Source organism: Ruegeria sp. (assembly GCF_965199275.1).
In the GTDB taxonomy this organism is placed as follows: Bacteria; Pseudomonadota; Alphaproteobacteria; order Rhodobacterales; family Rhodobacteraceae; genus Ruegeria.
In genome coordinates this window covers 491022-510232 of the sequence record NZ_CBDAQX010000021.1, presented here as the reverse complement: position 1 = coordinate 510232, position 19211 = coordinate 491022, and the positions used below count along the sequence as shown (strand labels likewise).

18 protein-coding genes are annotated in these 19211 nt (G+C 59.1%); 13 read left to right on the top strand and 5 right to left on the bottom strand.

What is annotated here, in order from left to right; translation table 11 throughout:
- Positions 1–101 precede the first annotated feature (101 nt).
- Positions 102–1031 carry a glycine--tRNA ligase subunit alpha gene (locus ACOERD_RS17245; protein ID WP_170376388.1) on the top strand — a complete coding sequence of 310 codons (930 nt, stop codon included), beginning with the start codon at positions 102–104 and terminating at the stop codon, positions 1029–1031.
- Between the two features lie 8 nt (positions 1032–1039).
- Here ACOERD_RS17245 and ACOERD_RS17240 read toward each other — a convergent pair whose 3' ends face one another.
- Positions 1040–1270: a MarC family protein gene (locus tag ACOERD_RS17240; RefSeq protein WP_419739857.1), complete on the bottom strand. Its 231-nt coding sequence runs from the start codon at positions 1268–1270 to the stop codon at positions 1040–1042.
- A 66-nt stretch (positions 1271–1336) separates the two neighbouring features.
- Between ACOERD_RS17240 and ACOERD_RS17235 the strand changes: the two genes are divergently transcribed.
- Positions 1337–2518, top strand: coding sequence for an ISNCY family transposase (locus ACOERD_RS17235; RefSeq protein ID WP_419737631.1), 1182 nt, complete (start codon positions 1337–1339; stop codon positions 2516–2518).
- Positions 2519–2640: 122 nt separating this feature from the next.
- Here ACOERD_RS17235 and ACOERD_RS17230 read toward each other — a convergent pair whose 3' ends face one another.
- A complete protein-coding gene (locus ACOERD_RS17230; RefSeq protein ID WP_419739856.1) occupies positions 2641–3087 on the bottom strand; it encodes a MarC family protein in 447 nt (148 codons plus the stop codon).
- 79 nt (positions 3088–3166) lie between these two features.
- On the opposite strand from ACOERD_RS17230, the gene ACOERD_RS17225 reads away from it, so the two are divergent.
- The 8 genes from ACOERD_RS17225 (at position 3167) to glmM (ending at position 14054) form a co-directional block, all read left to right on the top strand.
- Positions 3167–3688 carry a DUF6446 family protein gene (locus ACOERD_RS17225; protein WP_419739855.1) on the top strand — a complete coding sequence of 174 codons (522 nt, stop codon included), beginning with the start codon at positions 3167–3169 and terminating at the stop codon, positions 3686–3688.
- Positions 3689–3698: 10 nt separating this feature from the next.
- Positions 3699–4910 (top strand): sodium/glutamate symporter, encoded by a 1212-nt coding sequence (gene gltS, locus ACOERD_RS17220; RefSeq protein ID WP_419739854.1) that lies wholly within the window; start codon positions 3699–3701, stop codon positions 4908–4910.
- A gap of 9 nt (positions 4911–4919) precedes the next feature.
- Complete coding sequence (glyS, locus tag ACOERD_RS17215) at positions 4920–7139, top strand: glycine--tRNA ligase subunit beta (protein ID WP_419739853.1); 2220 nt, start codon at positions 4920–4922, stop codon at positions 7137–7139.
- Between the two features lie 68 nt (positions 7140–7207).
- On the top strand, positions 7208–9769 hold the full coding sequence (locus ACOERD_RS17210) for a putative PEP-binding protein (RefSeq protein ID WP_419739852.1): 2562 nt from the start codon (positions 7208–7210) through the stop codon (positions 9767–9769).
- Between the two features lie 186 nt (positions 9770–9955).
- Positions 9956–10597, top strand: coding sequence for a cell wall hydrolase (locus ACOERD_RS17205; protein ID WP_419739851.1), 642 nt, complete (start codon positions 9956–9958; stop codon positions 10595–10597).
- A 163-nt stretch (positions 10598–10760) separates the two neighbouring features.
- A complete protein-coding gene (locus tag ACOERD_RS17200; RefSeq protein ID WP_419739850.1) occupies positions 10761–11681 on the top strand; it encodes a dihydroneopterin aldolase in 921 nt (306 codons plus the stop codon).
- Positions 11678–12676: a dihydropteroate synthase gene (gene folP, locus ACOERD_RS17195; RefSeq protein ID WP_419739849.1), complete on the top strand. Its 999-nt coding sequence runs from the start codon at positions 11678–11680 to the stop codon at positions 12674–12676. The genes ACOERD_RS17200 and folP overlap by 4 nt, the downstream gene beginning before the upstream one ends.
- 34 nt (positions 12677–12710) lie before the next feature.
- Positions 12711–14054 (top strand): phosphoglucosamine mutase, encoded by a 1344-nt coding sequence (gene glmM / locus ACOERD_RS17190; protein WP_419739848.1) that lies wholly within the window; start codon positions 12711–12713, stop codon positions 14052–14054.
- Here glmM and ACOERD_RS17185 read toward each other — a convergent pair.
- On the bottom strand, positions 14051–14953 hold the full coding sequence (locus ACOERD_RS17185; RefSeq protein WP_419739847.1) for a DMT family transporter: 903 nt from the start codon (positions 14951–14953) through the stop codon (positions 14051–14053). The genes glmM and ACOERD_RS17185 overlap by 4 nt on opposite strands.
- Before the next feature lie 122 nt (positions 14954–15075).
- The gene (ilvC, locus tag ACOERD_RS17180; RefSeq protein WP_170487659.1) at positions 15076–16098 is read right to left on the bottom strand and encodes a ketol-acid reductoisomerase; all 1023 of its coding nucleotides are present in this window, start codon (positions 16096–16098) and stop codon (positions 15076–15078) included.
- Positions 16099–16229: 131 nt separating this feature from the next.
- Here ilvC and ACOERD_RS17175 point away from each other — a divergent pair, with 131 nt between their 5' ends.
- Together ACOERD_RS17175 and ACOERD_RS17170 are read left to right on the top strand one after the other, a co-directional pair.
- Positions 16230–16685 carry an Lrp/AsnC family transcriptional regulator gene (locus ACOERD_RS17175; RefSeq protein ID WP_170376410.1) on the top strand — a complete coding sequence of 152 codons (456 nt, stop codon included), beginning with the start codon at positions 16230–16232 and terminating at the stop codon, positions 16683–16685.
- The gene (locus ACOERD_RS17170) at positions 16682–17140 is read left to right on the top strand and encodes an Lrp/AsnC family transcriptional regulator (RefSeq protein WP_419739846.1); all 459 of its coding nucleotides are present in this window, start codon (positions 16682–16684) and stop codon (positions 17138–17140) included. The genes ACOERD_RS17175 and ACOERD_RS17170 overlap by 4 nt, the downstream gene beginning before the upstream one ends.
- A gap of 6 nt (positions 17141–17146) precedes the next feature.
- On the opposite strand, the gene ACOERD_RS17165 is transcribed toward ACOERD_RS17170, so the two are convergent.
- Complete coding sequence (locus tag ACOERD_RS17165) at positions 17147–17848, bottom strand: GntR family transcriptional regulator (RefSeq protein ID WP_170718193.1); 702 nt, start codon at positions 17846–17848, stop codon at positions 17147–17149.
- A gap of 231 nt (positions 17849–18079) precedes the next feature.
- Here ACOERD_RS17165 and ACOERD_RS17160 point away from each other — a divergent pair, with 231 nt between their 5' ends.
- On the top strand, positions 18080–19207 hold the full coding sequence (locus ACOERD_RS17160; RefSeq protein ID WP_419739845.1) for an aminotransferase class V-fold PLP-dependent enzyme: 1128 nt from the start codon (positions 18080–18082) through the stop codon (positions 19205–19207).
- Positions 19208–19211: the final 4 nt, after the last annotated feature.

Sequence of the window (19211 nt, the reverse complement as noted above, 5' to 3'; positions counted from 1 at the left end):
ATACAGCAGGGACCTATTGGCCCGTTGACGCCCCTCGGCCCCTTGCATAGGAAGGGCCAAACCCATCGGAACCGGGCGCAGGCGCGCCCAAAGGGAATGTCATGACCGATCAGTCCAGCGCACCTCGTTCTTTTCAGGAGATCATCCTGCGGCTTCAGACCTATTGGGCCTCGAAAGGCTGTGCGATTTTGCAGCCTTATGACATGGAGGTCGGGGCAGGGACGTTCCACCCGGCGACAACCCTGCGCGCGCTGGGGTCCAAGGCATGGGCCGCGGCTTATGTTCAGCCTTCGCGCCGTCCGACCGACGGGCGCTATGGTGAGAACCCGAACCGTCTGCAGCACTACTATCAGTATCAGGTTCTGATCAAACCCAGCCCGCCGGACCTGCAAGAGCTGTATCTGGGCAGCCTCGAGGCCATCGGCATCGACATGGAGCTGCACGACATCCGTTTTGTCGAGGACGACTGGGAAAGCCCGACCCTCGGCGCGTGGGGCCTAGGATGGGAGGTTTGGTGCGACGGTATGGAAGTCAGCCAGTTCACCTATTTCCAGCAGGTCGGTGGTCATGATTGCACGCCGGTCTCAGGTGAACTGACCTATGGATTAGAGCGTCTGGCGATGTATGTGTTGGGCATCGACCATGTGATGGATATGCCGTTCAACGATCCTCAGTCCCCCAGCCCGCTGACATACGGTGACATCTTCAAGCAGACCGAAGAGGAATACGCCCGTTGGAACTTTGATGTGGCCAACACTGAGGTTTTGCTGCGACATTTCGAAGAGGCCGAGGCCGAATGCGCCACCATTCTGGCGCAACAGCATGATGATCCGAAAACAGGCAAGCGCATCGTAATGGCGCACCCGGCCTATGATCAGTGCATTAAGGCCAGCCACATCTTCAACCTGCTGGACGCGCGCGGGGTGATCTCGGTAACCGAACGCCAGGCCTATATCGGCCGTGTCCGGGCGCTGGCCAAGCAATGCGCTGATGCGTTTGTCCTGACCGAGGCCGCCGGGTACGAGGCCTGATGCAGCGTTCAGGCCAATCCGGGCAGCAATGCCTTGAGGCCGTCAGAAATCATGCCGATGGCGATGGCCGACAGGATCATGCCCATGAAGCGGCTCATGATGACGCGTGCGTTGCTCGAAAGACGTTTGGACAGCCATGGGGCATTCCAGAAGGTGACCAGAAGCAAGGCGACGACGGTCAAGAATACACCCGCGAAAACAACAGCTTCAAGCGGCTTGCTGACGTGTGTCGCTAACACGCGATATGTCCGGTGTATGTAACATGCGATCTGTCCGGTTCTATTCTGTCTCTGAGAGGAGGCGTTATGAACCGAGCAGAAGTGTTACAGGAAGTTCGACTGATGAAGTTTGAAGATGTGTATTCGCGGCGAAGCGCGAACAAGCTGACGCAAGAACAGGCGGCTGAGATACTGGGTGTATCCGTGCGCACCGTCAGGCGTTGGGAGGATCGATTTGAGGCGGATGGTGCAGAAGGTCTGTACGACCGTCGGCTTGGCAAACTGGCCAACAATCGTGTTGCCACGGATAAGGTCATGGAGATGCTTGAACTGTTTGATACCAAGTACTGGGATTACACGCCGAAGCATTTCCACGAGAAGCTGGTGGCCCACCATGGTTTCACACAGAGCTACAACTGGGTGCGGCTTACACTGCAGCGCCACGGCCGGGTTCAGGCAGCACCCCGACGAGGTGCCCATCGGCGCAAGCGGCCCCGCCGTCCGATGGTTGGCATGATGTTGCATCAGGACGGCTCCAGCCATGAATGGGTTCCGGGTCAGTGGTGGGATCTGATCGTCACCATGGACGATGCCACCAACCGGGTTTATTCGGCATTCTTTGTCGAGGAAGAAGGGACGATGAGCAGTTTTCAGGGGCTGACAGAGGTGATCGAGGCGCAAGGTCTGTTTTGCTCGCTCTATGCCGATCGGGGCTCTCATTACTGGCATACGCCCGAAGCGGGCGGCAAAGTGGACAAGGACAATCTGACCCAGGTCGGGCGCGCCTTGCAGCAACTCGGCATTGAGCTGATCCCGGCCTATTCACCGCAGGCCCGTGGACGGTCTGAACGCATGTTTGGCACGTTCCAGAACCGATTGCCGCAGGAACTGCGGTCCCATGGGATCACAACCATTGAAGAGGCCAATCAGTTCCTGAAAGAGGTCTATCTTCCCGAACACAATGCCCTGTTTGCAAAGGAGCCGGAGGATACGACCTCGGCCTTCGTGCCGTTTACAGGCAATGTGCGCGACACCCTGTGTGTGCAGGAAGACCGCGTCGTCGGCAACGACAATACGGTGCGCTACAAGGGCCTGGTCATGCAGATCGCGGCAGACAGGCACCGTCATCATTTCGTCAAGGCGAAGGTCAGGGTCCACGAATACCCCGATGGTCAACTGGTCATCTTCCACGGCCCGAGATGCATTGGCCGCTACCAGCCTGACGGATCACCCATCACACAGGAGGATAGCAAACACAAAGTCGCGTGACCCGCTTCGACGTGGCGCGAACGCGGTGGCCCAAATCTACGGTCGCCTACGGCTCCCTCCGAATTGGGCCACCGCGCAATCAACTGAAGCGGACAATTGGCATGTTACCTACACCGGACAATTCAGAATGTTCTCGACAGCGGCTTGCTGACGTGATGCGCGTACAGGATCAGAGTCGTGATCGTGCCCGGACCAACCAGAATGGGAAAGGCCAGCGGATAGAACGCGACCGTGTCGGGCGCAGGATAAGCCTCTTTTTCCCCGTCCGTCCCGTGATGCGAGGTGCTTTCGTTGCCGTTCAGCATATTCAGGCCGATCATCAGCACGACCAACCCTCCAGCGACGCGCAGATGGTCCACGCTGATTCCGAACAGGCTCAGCGTCTGACTGCCAATGGCCGCGAACGCGCCGCCCAAGACCAGGCAGTAGAGCGCGGTTTTGACCGCGACTTTACGTTGATCCGCAGGGGGCAGGTCCTGCGTAACACTCAGGAACACAGGCAGGTTGGTGATCGGGTTCATGATCGCAAACAGTGCACCAAAGAACCCAACGGCGAGGGTCGATTCCATGAAAACACCCTTGTGGTTTCCAATTTCCACCCGAAACCTGTCCGATTTTTCAGGAACTTGAAAGAGGCAGCCTAAGACAATGACGGGAAAATTGCTTGCGATCATTCTGGGGCTTTCGGCTGTGATGGCCGGGGCGGGCATGTATTACCTGCAAGTCTACGGCTTTTATTATGAGGTCGAACCGAAGCCTGGACAGGACGTCGCCCTGTTGCCTGTGGATGGCGAAACTTCCCAGCCGATTGCCTATTCTTCTTTTCAGGCGATTGATGCCGATAGCTCTCCGATCCGGTATCGGGCCTGTTTCAACACGGATCTCTCCGAAGAACAATTGTTAGGTTTCATGCCGGTCGAGAATGCAGAGCCCCTGACCGCTCCGGGTTGGTTTGATTGCTATGATGCGGCCGCCGTGGCTGAAGCGTTGAAGACGGGGCAGGCGCAGGCCTACATGAGCGCGAAGAATATCCACTACGGAGTCGACCGCATTGTCGCGATCACCGAAGATGGGCAAGGCTTTGTCTGGCATTCCCTGAACAATTGCGGTGAAAAAGCCTATGATGGCACCGTGGTCGGCGAGGAATGCCCACCCAGACCGCAGCAGTAAGGAGACCGCCATGCAGCACGTCGTCGAAATCCCCGAGTTTCTGACGGCGACCTTAGGTTTTGCCGTTTACCTGCTTGGCGCACGGATCAATGATCGCGTCGCCGCACTTCGCAATTTCAACATCCCCGAGCCCGTGACCGGAGGGTTGCTGGCTTCGTTTGCCGTTCTGGCGCTGTATTTGATATTCGATCTTGAACTCTCATTCGAGCTGGGTACGCGAGATTTTCTATTGGTCGTATTTTTTGCCGGGATCGGATTAAACGCGCGTCTGTCTGACCTGATTTCGGGCGGTAAGCCACTATTTTTGCTTCTGATCCTGACCCTTGTGACGATCGTTATGCAAAACGTGATCGGTGCGGCTGGCGCTTCCATGTTTGGTTATCCGGCGCAGGCGGGTGTTCTGTTCGGCTCGGCGGCGCTGATCGGAGGGCACGGGACCGCAATCGCATGGGCGCCCGAAGTTGCGCGGGCGACAGGGTTGGACAGCGCGACCGAGCTTGGCGTTGCCGTTGCAACGCTGGGTTTGGTTCTGGCCGCCCTGGTTGGTGGACCGATTGCGCGGTTGCTGGTTGAAGGGCGCAATCTCAGCCCCGACCGTCCAGACGAAGGGCCCAGTGTGGGACTGCCGGACGAAACAGAAGGCAAGCCGCTCGATATCGACCACGTGTCGATCATGCGCGTTTTGCTGCATCTAAACCTCGCGATCATTGCGGGTTATTCTCTGGGCGAAGCGATCTCAGCTGCCGGTCTCAAGCTGCCGCTGTTCGTGCCATGTTTGATCATGGGAATCGTCATCGCCAATGTGCGCGCCTTAGTGGCACCGTCGGCCCCACCGGTATCGCGAACGCCGTCGCTGGCGTTGATCTCGGAATTTGCCTTGGGCGCGTTTCTAGCCATGTCCTTGATGAGCCTTCAGCTTTGGACCATCGCAGAACTCGGCATGGCCATCGTCGTTATCATGTCCGCCCAGACCCTGTTCACAGTGGTTTTCGTGCTGTGGGTACTGTTCCCGGTCATGGGCTCAAACTATCGCGCCGCGGTGCTGGCTGCGGGGTTTGGAGGCTTCGCTTTGGGCGCCACCCCCACTGCTATCGCGAATATGACCGCAGTAACCAAGCGATATGGCCCATCGCCTATTGCCTTTATCGTGCTGCCCCTTGTATCCGCATTCTTTGTGGATATCGCCAATGCCATCGTCATCCAGACGATCGTAAATTTCTAAGGACCGAAAATGCCCGACCTGCTGATCGAACTGTTTTCCGAGGAGATCCCCGCGCGCATGCAGACCCGCGCGGGTGAAGACCTGAAAAAGCGGATCACCGATGGTTTGGTCGAGGCCGGTTTGACCTATGCCTCTGCCGCCGCCCTGACTACGCCGCGCCGTCTGACCTTGGCAGTCGAAGGCTTGCTGACCGAGAGCCCCACGATCCGCGAGGAACGCAAAGGCCCCAAGGTCGGCGCGCCAGACAAAGCGATCGAAGGCTTCTTGCGCGGCGCTGGTTTGACCCGTGACCAGCTAGAGGAACGCGACACCCCCAAAGGTGCGGTCTATTTCGCCCAGATCGAAAAGCCCGGACGCCCGGCGGCAGAGATTGTGGCCGAGGTGCTTGAAGCCACGATCCGCAACTTTCCATGGCCCAAGTCGATGCGCTGGGGCTCCGGTCCGATGCGATGGGTTCGGCCTCTGCACTCGATCCTGTGCATTCTGACCGATGAGACGGGTGCGCAGGTTGTCCCGCTTGAGGTCGAAGGCATCACATCCGGTGACACGACTGAGGGCCACCGGTTCATGGCCCCGAACCGCTTTGCCGTTTCCTCGTTCGAGGATTACGCCGCCAAACTAAAACGCGCCTTCGTAGTCCTGTCGCCCGAGGAACGCACCGAACATATCTGGAACGATGCCCAGAACATGACCTTTGCCGCTGGTCTGGAAGTGGTCGATGACAAGGGCCTGCTGGCCGAGGTCGCTGGTCTGGTCGAATGGCCCGTAGTGCTGATGGGGCAGATCGACGACGAATTCCTCGACCTGCCGCCCGAGGTGCTGCAGACCTCAATGAAAGAGCATCAGAAGTTCTTTTCCGTGAGGAACCCCAAAACCGGCCGGATCGAGCGCTTCATTACCGTCGCCAACCGCGAAACTGCCGACAATGGCGCGACGATTCTGGCCGGGAACCAGAAGGTCCTTTCGGCCCGTCTGGCGGATGCCAAGTTCTTCTGGGAGAACGACCTGCGCGTCGCCAAATCGGACATCGCCCAATGGACCTGCGCGCTGGAGAATGTGACCTTCCACAACAAGCTGGGCACACAGGCGGAACGTATCGACCGCATCGCCGCGCTGGCCCACGAACTGGCCCCGGTGACCGGAGCGGATGCCGATCAGGCCGAAAAAGCCGCGCGTCTGGCCAAGGCCGATCTGAGCTCTGAGATGGTCTATGAATTCCCCGAACTTCAGGGGCTTATGGGTCGCTACTACATCGAAGCGGCAGGCGAGGACGCCGCCGTGGCCGCCGTGGCACAGGACCACTACTCGCCGCTTGGCCCGTCAGATGACGTACCGACCGCGCCGCTTTCGGTGACCGTGGCGCTGGCCGACAAGCTGGACACGCTGACCGGGTTCTGGGCGATTGAGGAGAAGCCGACCGGTTCGAAAGACCCGTTTGCCTTGCGTCGTGCCGCATTGGGTGTAACTCGATTGATACTCGAAAACGATCTGCGGCTGTCTTTGGATCGGTTCTTTGATAGCCAACTGATACGAGCAGAAAGCGCAATCAATGAGGCGCTGCCGGAGGCTAACGTTCTTGATCTGTTGGAAGAAATCGCAGAGCGAGGTGTCTTTGGCGCTGCATTCCAGACGGTTAGAGACCGAGTAGATGATTTGCCAGCGGCAGCTTTTCTTGAACTTGAGAAAAAGGTCCCAGATGCATCTGACGATCTTCTGTCGTTTTTCCACGACCGCCTCAAAGTCTTCCTCCGCGATGAAGGTATTCGCCACGACATCATCGACGCCTGTATTGCGATGGAAGGTAATGATGACCTCAACCTGCTGGTCAAACGCGCCCGTGCTCTGAACGCAGTGATCACAACCGAGGATGGGGAAAACCTCGTGCAGGGGTTCAAGCGGGCCAACAACATCCTGACGCAGGCCGAAGAGAAGGACGGGGTCGAATACTCCTACGGTGCGGATGTGAAATTCGCCGAGACCGACAGCGAAAAGGCTCTGTTCGCGGCGCTGGATGCCGCTCAGGCGCAGATTGATCCGGCGCTCAGGGCCGAGGATTTCCCGACCGCCATGGCGGCCATGGCCGCCCTACGCGGGCCGGTGGATGCGTTTTTTGAGGATGTGCAGGTCAATACTGACAATGACATCCTGCGCCGCAACCGTCTGAACTTGCTCAGTCAGATACGCTCGGTCTGTTCCAGCGTTGCCGATCTGACCAAGATCGAAGGCTAAAGCTCCGGGCGCGCGGATTTGCGCGCCCAGATCACCCTTGCGTGACGGGCGCAGGGGCCTATGCTGCGGTGAAACCAAAAGGTGCCGCAGTGCAGAATAATCCGCATACCACGCTCATCACGTCCACCGCGCCCGTTGCCCCGCACACCCATGGGGGGCGGGCAAAGTGCCTACAACGTCTGGTCCGGTTGGAGATGCCGGTGCCGCGCACGGTCGCGTTGTCTTTTGACGCGGTGCAGCGCATCGCCGAAGGACAAATCCCCGATCTGGCCGCAATCCTCGAGCAATTCGAACCGACGGCCTTGTTGTGTGTGCGTCCCAGTTCCGAGGACCCCGATTGGGGCGGTCCCGGTGCGGTTCTGAATATCGGCATGAACGAAGCGCGGTTTGCCGAGCTGTCGAACTCGATGGGCGATGAGCCTGCCGCAGCCATGTATTTGCGTTTCGTGCAAAGCTACGCGATCCATGTGGCGCGTCTGGATGCGGATGTGTTCGACGAGATCGACGAGGATGGTGTTGCGGGGCTGAAGCGCACTCTGCACGCCTATGAAGATGAGACCGATGAGGTTTTCCCTGAGGATCGCGGCGAGCAGTTGATTGGCGTTCTGCGCTCGATGGCGCGGGCGTGGGATGGCACCTCGGCGCGCCTGTTGCGTCAGGCCAAGGGGGCTCCGGCCGATGCGGGGCTGGGGCTGGTCATCCAAGAGATGATCCCGGGCGTCGGGCAGGGCGAATGCGGTTCGGGCGTGTTGCAACTGGTGGATCCGACAACCGGTATGCCTCAGATCACCGGCCGGTATCTGAGCCAGAGCCAGGGGCGGGATGCGTTGGGCGAAGACGTCTCGGCGCTGTATCTTGAGAAAGACCCGCGGGGACCGTCTCTGGAAGAAGTGGCGCCCAACGCATTTGCTGATTTGAAAGCACAGGCTGCTTTGATGCGCGAGAAGCTGCGCGAGGAAATGCAGGTCGAGTTCGTGATCCAGAACGGCAATGTGCATATTCTGGACGGCGTGCGCGTTCAGCGGACCTCGCGCGCAGCGATGCGGATTGCGGTGAGGCTGGCTGAAGACGGTATCATCCCGCCACAAGAGGCGGTGATGCGCGTGGACCCTCATGCACTGAACGAATTGCTGCATCGACAGGTCCACCCCGAGGCCGAGCGGGATGTGCTGACCACTGCGATTGGCGCAAGTCCGGGGGCGTCGACCGGCAAGATCGTGTTTACGGCCGCCGAGGCGCAAGCCAGCGCCGCGCGGGGTGAGGCCTGTGTTCTGGTGCGCCGCGAAACCTCGCCCGAGGATGTTCGGGGCATGCATGCCGCCGTTGCCGTTCTGACCGAAAAGGGCGGGATGACCAGCCATGCCGCCGTGATTGGGCGGGGTTTGGGGCTGCCCTGTATTGTCGGCGCGTCAGAGATGCGGTTCCAGACCAAGAAGAAAATGCTGACAACCCCGGATGGGCGAGTGTTCAAGACCGGTGATATTCTGACGATCGACGGAAGCTCGGGTCAGGTTCTAGCGGGGCAGCCCGAGATGCTCGAGGCCGCGCTGGACGACTGTTTCCAAACACTCATGGGCTGGGCCGATGCCGAGCGGGACATCGAAATCCGCGCCAATGCCGATACCCCAGCGGATGCGCAGACCGCGCGGAATTTTCAGGCGCAGGGGATCGGCCTGTGCCGGACTGAGCATATGTTCTTTGATCCCGGCCGCCTGATCGTGATGCGCGAGATGATCTTTGCGCAGACCTCATCCGGTCGTGCTGCCGTGTTGGAGCGTTTGCTGCCCATGCAGCGCGACGACTTTGTGCAGCTTTTCCGCATCATGGAGGGGCAACCGGTCTGCATTCGCCTGTTTGACCCGCCACTGCACGAATTCCTGCCCACCACCCGCGGCGGCCAACGCGAACTGGCCGAAGCGCTGGATTTGCCAGTCTCGGATGTGGAGCGCCGCGTCTCTGCGATGACCGAATACAACCCGATGTTGGGCCTTCGCGGGGTTCGTCTGGGCGTTACGGTGCCCGAAATCTACGACATGCAGGCATGCGCGATCTTTGAAGCCACGCTGGAGGCCCGCAAGAACGGTGCACCAGTTGTACCCGAGGTGATGATCCCTCTGGTTTCGGCCAAGCGAGAGGTCGAGTTGGTCAAATCCCGCATCGACTCGGTGGCAGCCGCTGTCGCAGCGGAGCAGGGGCAGGAGTTCGAATACCGCCTCGGCGTGATGGTCGAAACACCGCGCGCTTGCCTGCGCGCCGAAGAGATTGCGCCAAACACCGCGTTTTTAAGCTTCGGAACCAACGACCTGACCCAGATGACCTATGGTCTTTCACGCGACGACGCGGGGCGTTTCATGTCGGCCTATGTCCGGCAGGGGGTGTTCACAGAGGACCCGTTCCATGTTCTGGACGCCGACGGGGTTGGCGAATTGCTCAAGCTCGGGTCCGAGAGAGGGCGCGCGGCACAGCCCCATGTGACCCTTTCAGTCTGCGGAGAACACGGCGGAAACCCCGAATCAATCGCCATTTGCCGCGATCTTGGCTTTGACTATGTGTCCTGCTCTCCGTTCCGGGTACCGGTCGCTCGGCTGGCTGCCGCTCAACTGGCGATTTCGTCCAGACTTGGGGGTTGACAGCAGCCTGAAACCCAATGATTAGTGGTCAATAAGCGAACTTGTGGCGGAATTGTTTTTCTCCACGAGCGAATTTCCACTTGTATTTGTCTCTGATCTGGACCTTTGCGCAAGACTGCGCTAAATGCCTCGTCGCGCCCGCCGGGGGAGGGTTTGGCGCGTGAAGTGCCTGTGCGAGGTTATCTGATGCTACGTTACATAATGGCTGTTGCCACATTGGCGGCAACCGTGCTGCCGAGTGCGTCCTACGCTGAGAGGGAAGCTACGGATGCCGATAAGAAAGAACTGGTTACCCGCAGTGAATTGCCGGGTCAGAGCTTTCGGGATTATCTGAAGTTGTTCCAGCCGCGCAAAGTGGTGGAACCAATCAAAGTATCCTATTCCAAGGATTGGTTGGACCAACAGCCCAAAGCGTCGGGAGATGAAGGCTGGAAATGCCTGTCCGAGGCGCTGTATTTCGAAGCCCGCGGCGAAAGCGTGCGCGGCCAGTTCGCCGTTGCCGAGGTTATCCTGAACCGGGTCAAGAGCAGCCGCTTTCCCGATAGTCTCTGCGGTGTGATCCGTCAGGGGACCGGTAAAAAATACCAGTGCCAGTTCACCTATACATGTGATGGCCGCAAGGAAGTGATCCACGAGAAGAAAGCCTTTGAGCGTGTCTCGAAAGTCGCCCGCGCGGCGATGGATGGCGTTTCCAAAGAGCTGACTGAAGGGGCGACCCACTATCATACCACTGCGGTCCGCCCGTCCTGGGCGCGGGTTTATAAGCAGACGGCGAAGATTGGTGTTCATATCTTCTACCGTCACAATTACCGCACTGCGAGCAACTGAGGCAGGTTTAGCGCTGCGTCTTGAATTCAAGGCGCAGCGTAAACCATTGCACGCAGAAAAAGCGTCGAAATCAGCGGTTGGAATGGCGTTTGTATGAATGCTATAGGCCCTCGAAACGCCTAGACTGGGCGAAAGTTTCAACGAGCCCAAGAAGGCCTGACCCATGAGTTCTGAAATCCGCCTCGCTTTCGCGCACCCCTCTGAACGGTCCGAGGCGACCTCGCCCAGAGGACCTTTGGATCGCATCTCGCTGCGTGATCATACTGTCGAGGTCGAGATCGGTGCCTTTCAGGCAGAACGCGGCACGACCCAGCGTATCTGTTTCAATATCGTGGTTGAGGTGCGTCCGCTGACCTCGGATATTGACGATGATGTGGATCGTATCCTGTCCTATGACCGTGTGACCGAGGCGATTGCCTATGAACTGGCAGCCGAGCGTCTGAACCTGTTGGAAACGCTGGCCGAACGTGTGGCCGAACGTATCCTGCTGGAGCCCCAAGCGGTTCGAGTATTTGTCCGGATCGAAAAGCTGGATCGTGGCCCCGGTGCGCTTGGGGTCGAGATCGTGCGCGGCAAAGATGCTGTGCATCATGACGTCGTCGAAGAGGCACGCCCTCATCCACGTCTTGTTTATCTATCGAATGAGGCGATGGCGTCGGACAATCTGACCGGCTGGATCGATCAGTTGGAAAACCGTCAGCGTCCCTTGATCCTGTGTGTCGGGGCCTCGGACCTTCCGGTGCCGCAGACAGGGCACGCTATGACCCAGCGCCGCATCGACCTGTTGTCGATCGAACAGAACGCGTGGGTTCTGGCCGCGCGCGATCATCGCTGCGTGGTCGTCTCGACCCGGACTGAGCTGGACTGGGCGATGAAGAACGGCCAGATTTGCGTCTGGGCCCCGTCAAAGATCGTTCTTGATGCCGTTGATGGCCCCTCGGCCGCGCCATCTGACGCAGTCGCGCTGGCGGCATGGTTTGCCGCCACCTTTGAGGCCAGCGAGATGATGGTGATTGGAGGCGCCTTGCCCAAGGAGCCGAAAACGCCCCTGCGCGCTGTGGCCATCGATCAGGCACAATTGTGACCCGCTACTACCGACCGCTGGTCCAGCACGGTACGGCTCGTCCGGATGACTCCGTGCCGCTGGCCGGGCAGTCGCTGTGGTTCACTCATGCCGAAGCGCTTGCGCGGGATGGAACGTCTCTGGTCGTAGCCGCAGCGGATATCCCCGCGGATGTGCTACACCGCCTCAGCCGTCCGCGCGCGGCCCTGTCCGGTTTGGATATGGCACGCCCACATATCATGGGCATTCTGAACGCAACGCCTGACAGTTTCTCAGACGGTGGCATCCACAGCTCGGTTGAGGCCGCTCGGGCAGGGGCCATTGAGATGGTCTCGCACGGCGCCACGATTCTGGATATCGGCGGAGAATCCACACGTCCTGGTGCAGATTTCGTCCCAGCAGACGAAGAGATCACCCGGACCCGCCCGGTGATCGAAGCGATCCGGTCTGAGACAAACGCCCTGATCTCAATCGACACACGCAAAGCTGCTGTGGCCAAAGCGGCCTGCGAGGCCGGGGCGGGGCTGGTCAATGATGTCTCGGGCTTCACGTACGACCCGGAACTTGCGCCGTTCTGCGCAGGGCTGGGCGCGCCGGTCTGTGTCATGCATATGCAGGGCGATCCTGCGACCATGCAGGACAATCCGGTCTATGAAAACGTGGTGCTGGATGTCTACGATTTTCTGGCCAGTCAGATCGAACGGCTTGAGGCGTTGGGCTTGAAACGGGATCTGATCATCGTCGATCCCGGCATCGGCTTCGGCAAGACCGAGGACCACAATCTGGCCCTGCTGCGCAACTTAAGCCTATTCCACGGTCTGGGTTGCCCGATTCTACTGGGCGTCTCGCGCAAGGGCTTTATCGGCTCCATCGGGCAGGAGCCGCGAAAAACCGCGCGCGCGCCGGGGTCAATCGCGGTTGCTCTGGACGGATTGTCCCAGGGCGTGCAGATCATTCGGGTCCATGACGTGGCCGAGACAGCTCAGGCCTTGCGCCTATGGGCTGCCGTCCGTTAATCTGGTCACAAGCAAATTTTACGGAGAGTCGACTATGCGCAAGCTGTTCGGAACTGACGGTGTGCGAGGCACAGCCAATACGCATCCGATGACAGCAGAAATGGCCTTGCGCATAGGTGCGGCGGTCGGGCGCTATTTTCGGCGCGACACGACCGGAGTTCACCGCGTGGTCATCGGCAAGGACACGCGCCTGTCCGGCTATATGCTGGAAAACGCGCTGACGGCCGGTTTGACCTCAACCGGTATGAACGTGTTGCTACTGGGTCCGGTGCCGACCCCTGCGGTGGGTCTGATGACCCAATCCATGCGTGCGGATCTGGGGGTCATGATCTCGGCCAGCCACAATCCGGCGGAAGACAACGGCATCAAGTTCTTCGGGCCTGACGGATATAAACTCTCAGATCAGGCCGAGCTTGAGATTGAGCGGTTGATCGAAGAAGGCGTCAGCCCCGCTCAGGCGCAGAATATCGGGCGTGCCCGTCGGGTTGATGACGCGCGGTTCCGTTATGGGGAGCGGGTCAAATCCTCGCTTCCGCGCGATGTGCGTCTGGATGGTTTGAAAGTGGTGATCGACTGCGCCAATGGTGCAGCCCACCGCACTGCGCCCGAGGTCCTATGGGAGCTTGGTGCCGAAGTCATCCCGATGGGCGTGTCGCCGAACGGCAAGAACATCAATCTCGAATGTGGTTCAACCAAGCCGCGCGTGGCTGCGGAAACCGTTGTATCGCATGGTGCGGATGTTGGTATCTGTCTTGATGGCGACGCGGATCGGGTTGTCGTTATTGATGAAAATGGCAAGGTTGCCGATGGCGATCAACTGATGGCCCTGTTGGCCGGGGCTTGGGCGCGGGCCGAACAGCTGCGTGGCGGTGCCCTGGTGGCGACGGTCATGTCCAACCTCGGGCTGGAACGGCATCTGCAAGGGCAAGGCCTGCGGCTGGAGCGTACGGCAGTTGGCGATCGCTATGTCGTGGAACGGATGCGCCAGGGCGGCTTCAACCTTGGCGGCGAGCAATCTGGCCATATCGTCATGAGCGACTACGCGACGACCGGCGACGGTCTGATGGCTGGGCTACATTTCCTGTCCGAGATGGTTCTGAGCGGACGCAAAGCCTCTGAACTTGCGCAGCAATTTGAAACGGTGCCTCAGCTGTTGAAGAATGTGCGCTATCAACACGGCCAACTGCCGCTTGAGGTGGCCAGTGTGCAAGCCGTGATTGCCGATGCTGAAGCGCGCCTCAACGGGCAGGGTCGTCTGCTGATCCGCAAGTCAGGGACCGAGCCTCTGATCCGTGTCATGGCTGAATGCGAGGACGCCACCCTGTTGACGCAGGTGGTTGATGGCATCGTGGCCGAGGTCGAGGCAGCGGCGTCCTAGCGGCCCATCAGAGCTTTGCGCAGGCTGAACCACTGGCTGATGGCCATGCCCGTCAGGATCAAGGTCAGTGCGATGTAGAATCGCAGAGGCAGGGCCTCAGACAGGATCCACGCTCCGAAAACCATCGACCAAACGGGAACCTGATAGTTCACAAGGGTCAGAAACACCGACCCTGCGCTACGCGTGATTGAAACACGCAAGAGGTTCGCTAAGGCTGTCGGCACCAGGCCCAGTACGATCAACGCTAGGGTGGGGCGGGTGCCTTGCCATCCGGGCAACCCCTCGGTCAACAGCATGATCGGTAGCAGCAGCGCCGCGCCCACCAGCAATGTCAGGGCCGCCAGTGCAACCGGATCAATCGGAGGGCACCGCCGCGTCAGGATGGATGAAACCGCATAACACAATGCCGCCGTGATGCAGGCCATTTGCGCAAGTGGCTCGGTTCCTTGACCGAGTTGCAAAAGCCCCGGCCCTATCAGGACCAATGCGCCGGAAAACCCAAGGCACACCCCCAGAAAACGACGCAAGTTGAGCGGTTCGTCCGAGAAGAAATGCGCCAGTGGCAGCACCATCAAGGGGATAGCCGCCATAGACAGGCCCGCAAAGGCCGACGGCACAAATTGCTGTCCCCAACTGAGCAGCATGAACGGTATTGCCGTGGACAGCACGCCGATCAGGATGATTGAGCCGCCGAGTGTCGGGGTGAGGGTTGGAAACCGGCGTCCCGTGGTTCGCATCAGTAAGAGCAGTGTCAAAGCGCCAAGCGTGGTGCGGGATGTTGCAACCGTGATCGGGCCATACCCCTCAAGCGCCATGGATACGACCATGAACGTACCGCCCCAGATAAGGCCAAGCGAGAAGACGCCGATCCAATCCTGTTTTGTGGGCTGGGACACCATAGTAGTACCTGTGGGTTGGGGGAAAATCGCTTTTGATCAGACGTTTATGGGCCGAGTATTGCGCGGGTGCAAATGAAAAAGGGCGGCCAAACGGGCCGCCCTTTCGCTGACGGTTGCCGGGCTTAGTTCTTTTCTTTGTCGACCATTTTGCCGGCCGAGATCCAGGGCATCATAGCGCGCAGTTTGGCACCGGTTTCCTCGATCATGTGCTCGTCATTGGCACGGCGCGACGCTTTGATGGTCGGCTGGCCAACAGCATTTTCCAGCATGAAGTCTCGAACGAATTTACCCTGCTGGATGTCGTTCAGAACCTCTTTCATACGTGCTTTGGTCTCGTCGTATTTCAGGATACGCGGGCCGGTGACGTACTGGCCGTACTCGGCGGTGTTCGAGATCGAGTAATCCATGTTGGCGATGCCGCCTTCGTAGATCAGGTCAACGATCAGCTTCACTTCGTGCAGACACTCGAAATAGGCCATCTCGGGCGCGTAGCCCGCTTCGACCAGAGTTTCAAAACCGCAGCGGATCAGCTCAACGAGGCCACCGCATAGAACGGCCTGTTCGCCGAACAGGTCGGTTTCGCATTCTTCACGGAAGTTGGTTTCGATGATGCCCGAGCGACCGCCACCGATGGCCGAGCAGTAGGACAGGCCGATTTCCAGCGCTTTGCCGGTTGCGTCGTTGTTGACGGCAACAAGGCAAGGCACGCCGCCGCCTTTGGTGTATTCGCCACGTACGGTGTGGCCGGGGCCTTTAGGGGCCATCATGATGACGTCGACGCCTTCTTTCGGCTCGATAAGGCCGAAATGGACGTTCAGCCCGTGAGCGAAGGCAATGGCCGAGCCGGGCTTGATGTTGTCATGCACGTATTTCTTGTAGGTCTCAGCCTGCAGTTCGTCGGGCATGGTGAACATGATGACATCGCACCATGCTGCCGCTTCGGCGATACCCATGACCGTCAGACCTTCGCCTTCGGCTTTCTTGGCCGAGGGCGACCCTTCGCGCAGAGCAACCACGAGGTTCTTCGCCCCCGAGTCGCGCAGGTTCAGCGCGTGCGCGTGACCTTGCGAGCCATAGCCCAGGATGGCCACTTTTTTGTCTTTGATCAGGTTGATGTCGCAATCGCGATCGTAATAGACGCGCATTTCGCTGGTCCTTTCTGTTTCGATTGCTGTGCTTCTAGCCTGAGCCTTTGGTATTGGCGATAGGGTTGGGATTGAGTATTTGTGAAAAAGATGAAGAATAATTCTTCAAGTGATGGAAACGTGAAGAAATCATGCTTGATGATGTTGATCGGCGGATACTGCGCCATTTTCAAGCGGAGCCAAGTCTGACAACGGCCGAACTTGCCGAACGGTGCCGTATCAGTTCGGGTGTTTGCTGGAGGCGCATAGAAAAGATGCAGGCGGCAGGGGTGATCGAAGGCCAAGAGGCCGTAATCGACTGGGCCGCCTTGGGCTACGCGGTTGAGGTCTCGTTGCGGATCACGCTGGACAAAACGCAGGCTCGGGCATTTGACGAATTCACCGCGGCCGCGCGCGAGGTTGCCGAGGTGATCGAAATTCAGACCTTCCTTGGCCGCGTGGATGTGCGCCTTTCGGTACTGGCGCGGGACATGGCCCACTATCAGCAGGTCTATCGGGACCGCATTCTGACCCTGCCGCATATCGCCGATATCGAGGCCTTGATGCACATCGCGCGCCTCAAACGAGACGAGGTGCTGCCAGTATGATCGAGCTGGATGAGATCGACCGCAAGATCCTGCGCGCGCTGGTTCAGGACGCAACCCAAAGCGCCGGCGCGCTTGGGCGTCGTCTGGACCTTTCGCAACCCGCCACGTGGCGGCGCATTCGCCGGCTGGAAGAGTCGGGCGTAATCAAAGGCCGTCGTCTCCGCCTGAATGCCGAGGCTTTAGGATTCGGCTTCACCGTCTTCCTAGGCGTTAAACTGGCGCGCAAAGGGCAGGTGAGCCTTGAGGATTTCGAGCGCGCCGTCAGCGCCATCCCCGAGGTGCAAACCGTTGAGCATGTTCTGGGCTTATACGATTACCGCCTGCGCGTGGTGGCGCGTGATCTTTCGGATTTCGAACGGGTCCTGCGGCGGCGGATCATGACCCTTCCCGGTGCCGGCGATGTCGAGGCAAATGTTTTGCTCAGCGAAGAACGTTTGCCCGGACCAATTGGTTGAACCGGATCAGTACTTGGTGCGAATGCAGAAGCCCGGATGATGCGTCATCCGCGCAAAGGTCAGGGGCTTTTCATCCTTCCAGGTTGTGCGCTCCAATTGAATCATCGACGTGCCCGCGGTGGTGCCCATGAATTCGGCCAATCGGCTGTCGGCTGACACGGCGCAAAAGGCGACCTCGGCATCGGTGAACGGCGCTGCATTCAGTAGCCATTCATTTGGGCCATTATCGCTTAGGTCGGCCTCCTCGACTTCGGGCACCGTATCAAGGTTGATCCAGCGTTCCTCCAACTGAAACGGCCTGTTGTCGGCGTAGTGCATGCAAATGACGTGCAGGATGCGCGCATCTGGCGCCACGCTGAGCTGCGATGCCAGCCAGCCGGGGCTGGTGACAACGTTGCGCTCGACTAGAGCATAGCGATACGCCGCGTTCTGGTTTTCGACCACCTGACGAGTCAAGGAAAACTCCAGCTTGGCATGTTTGCTGGGCTCTTTCTTGACGCGTGTTCCGCTTTTGCGTTTGCGTTCGACGACTCCCTGATCGGCCAGTTCACGCAGGGCGCGGTTAACGGTCGCGCGGGCGCAATTGAACTCTTCCGCCAGCTGGGTCTCGGTCGGCAGCAATGATCCCTGAGGCCAAATACGGCTTTCGATCCTGCGCTTTACTTCATCTCGAACACTCTGAAAGCTGATCCGCTTATTTGCAGTCACGGGTTTTAATTTCCCTTCGTTTTAAAAGTGTATGCATCTGGGCAGAAGCACGCAGAAGTGTAAAGGGTATGTGATACTAGTTGGCGTCAATACTAAAATATTGGCGCGTTTGAGGGTTAATTTTTACTGAAAAACAAAGATGACTTTGCGTCACCTTTTCGTCGGAAATGCGCTTTACCCGCAATGATAATGTGTTGAAGGTGCCGTCAACACTGATTGAAAGGACATCAAATGCCCGCCTTGCTGGATTCCATCGACCCAAATGGCCTCGAAGAATTTTCGGTTGTGTTCACGGACCGATCCCTGAATCACATGTCTGCCAGCTTTCAGCAGGTGATGCGCGATATCTCGGGCATGCTGAAACAGGTCTACAATGCGGATGGCGTTGCCATCATCCCCGGTGGTGGCACCTATGGGATGGAGGCCGTGGCACGTCAATTTGCCCGTGATGCCAATGTCTTGGTGGTGCGTAACGGGTGGTTTTCCTACCGTTGGAGCCAGATTGTCGAAAACGGCGCGCTGACCGGATCGGTCACGGTGATGAAGGCGCGTGAGACCGGTAATGACAGTCCTTCGCCGTTTGCGCCCGCACCGGTTGACGATGTGGTTGCGGCGATCCGCGAGCAGCGCCCGGATGTGGTGTTTGCCCCGCATGTGGAAACTTCGGCCGGGGTGATTCTTCCGGATGACTATGTTTCGGCCATGGCCGCAGCAGCGCATGAGGTCGGCGCGCTGATGGTTCTGGATTGCATCGCGTCGGGCTGCGTGTGGGTCGACATGAAGGCCACCGGTGTGGACGTTCTGATCTCGGCCCCCCAGAAAGGGTGGAGCGCGTCGCCTTGTGCCGGTCTGGTCATGCTCTCGGACCGGGCCGAGGCGCGGCTGCAGGACACCCAGTCCGACAGCTTTGCCATTGATCTCAAGAAGTGGCGGCAAATCATGCAGGCCTATGAGGATGGTGGTCATGCCTATCACGCGACCATGCCAACCGACGCGCTGCGCGCGTTCCGCGATACGATGGCCGAGACGCAGGACTACGGCTTTGAAAAGCTGCGCGAGGCGCAATGGGCCTTGGGCAATGGCGTGCGCGCGATGCTGAAGGACAAGGGCATCGTTTCAGTCGCGGCCGAGGGCTTTGGCGCTCCAGGCGTCGTGGTCAGCTATACCGCCGATCCCGAGATCCAGAACGGCAAGAAATTCGCCGCTTTGGGGATGCAGATCGCGGCTGGCGTGCCTCTGCAATGTGATGAGCCTGCCGGTTTCAGCACGTTCCGGTTGGGTCTGTTCGGTCTAGACAAGCTCTATGACGTCGATGGCACGATTGCGCGTTTGAAGCGCGTGTTGGATCAGGTTCTGTAAGCCA

What these genes read in the sequence shown, in the direction of transcription:
- ilvC (WP_170487659.1), bottom strand. Translation starts at nt 16,098, where the DNA reads ATGCGCGTCTATTACGATCGCGATTGCGACATCAACCTGATCAAAGAC.
- ACOERD_RS17235 (WP_419737631.1), top strand. Translation starts at nt 1,337, where the DNA reads ATGAACCGAGCAGAAGTGTTACAGGAAGTTCGACTGATGAAGTTTGAA.
- ACOERD_RS17200 (WP_419739850.1), top strand. Translation starts at nt 10,761, where the DNA reads ATGAGTTCTGAAATCCGCCTCGCTTTCGCGCACCCCTCTGAACGGTCC.
- ACOERD_RS17205 (WP_419739851.1), top strand. Translation starts at nt 9,956, where the DNA reads ATGCTACGTTACATAATGGCTGTTGCCACATTGGCGGCAACCGTGCTG.
- glyS (WP_419739853.1), top strand. Translation starts at nt 4,920, where the DNA reads ATGCCCGACCTGCTGATCGAACTGTTTTCCGAGGAGATCCCCGCGCGC.
- ACOERD_RS17160 (WP_419739845.1), top strand. Translation starts at nt 18,080, where the DNA reads ATGCCCGCCTTGCTGGATTCCATCGACCCAAATGGCCTCGAAGAATTT.
- ACOERD_RS17185 (WP_419739847.1), bottom strand. Translation starts at nt 14,953, where the DNA reads ATGGTGTCCCAGCCCACAAAACAGGATTGGATCGGCGTCTTCTCGCTT.
- ACOERD_RS17245 (WP_170376388.1), top strand. Translation starts at nt 102, where the DNA reads ATGACCGATCAGTCCAGCGCACCTCGTTCTTTTCAGGAGATCATCCTG.
- gltS (WP_419739854.1), top strand. Translation starts at nt 3,699, where the DNA reads ATGCAGCACGTCGTCGAAATCCCCGAGTTTCTGACGGCGACCTTAGGT.
- ACOERD_RS17230 (WP_419739856.1), bottom strand. Translation starts at nt 3,087, where the DNA reads ATGGAATCGACCCTCGCCGTTGGGTTCTTTGGTGCACTGTTTGCGATC.
- ACOERD_RS17175 (WP_170376410.1), top strand. Translation starts at nt 16,230, where the DNA reads ATGCTTGATGATGTTGATCGGCGGATACTGCGCCATTTTCAAGCGGAG.
- glmM (WP_419739848.1), top strand. Translation starts at nt 12,711, where the DNA reads ATGCGCAAGCTGTTCGGAACTGACGGTGTGCGAGGCACAGCCAATACG.
- ACOERD_RS17170 (WP_419739846.1), top strand. Translation starts at nt 16,682, where the DNA reads ATGATCGAGCTGGATGAGATCGACCGCAAGATCCTGCGCGCGCTGGTT.
- ACOERD_RS17225 (WP_419739855.1), top strand. Translation starts at nt 3,167, where the DNA reads ATGACGGGAAAATTGCTTGCGATCATTCTGGGGCTTTCGGCTGTGATG.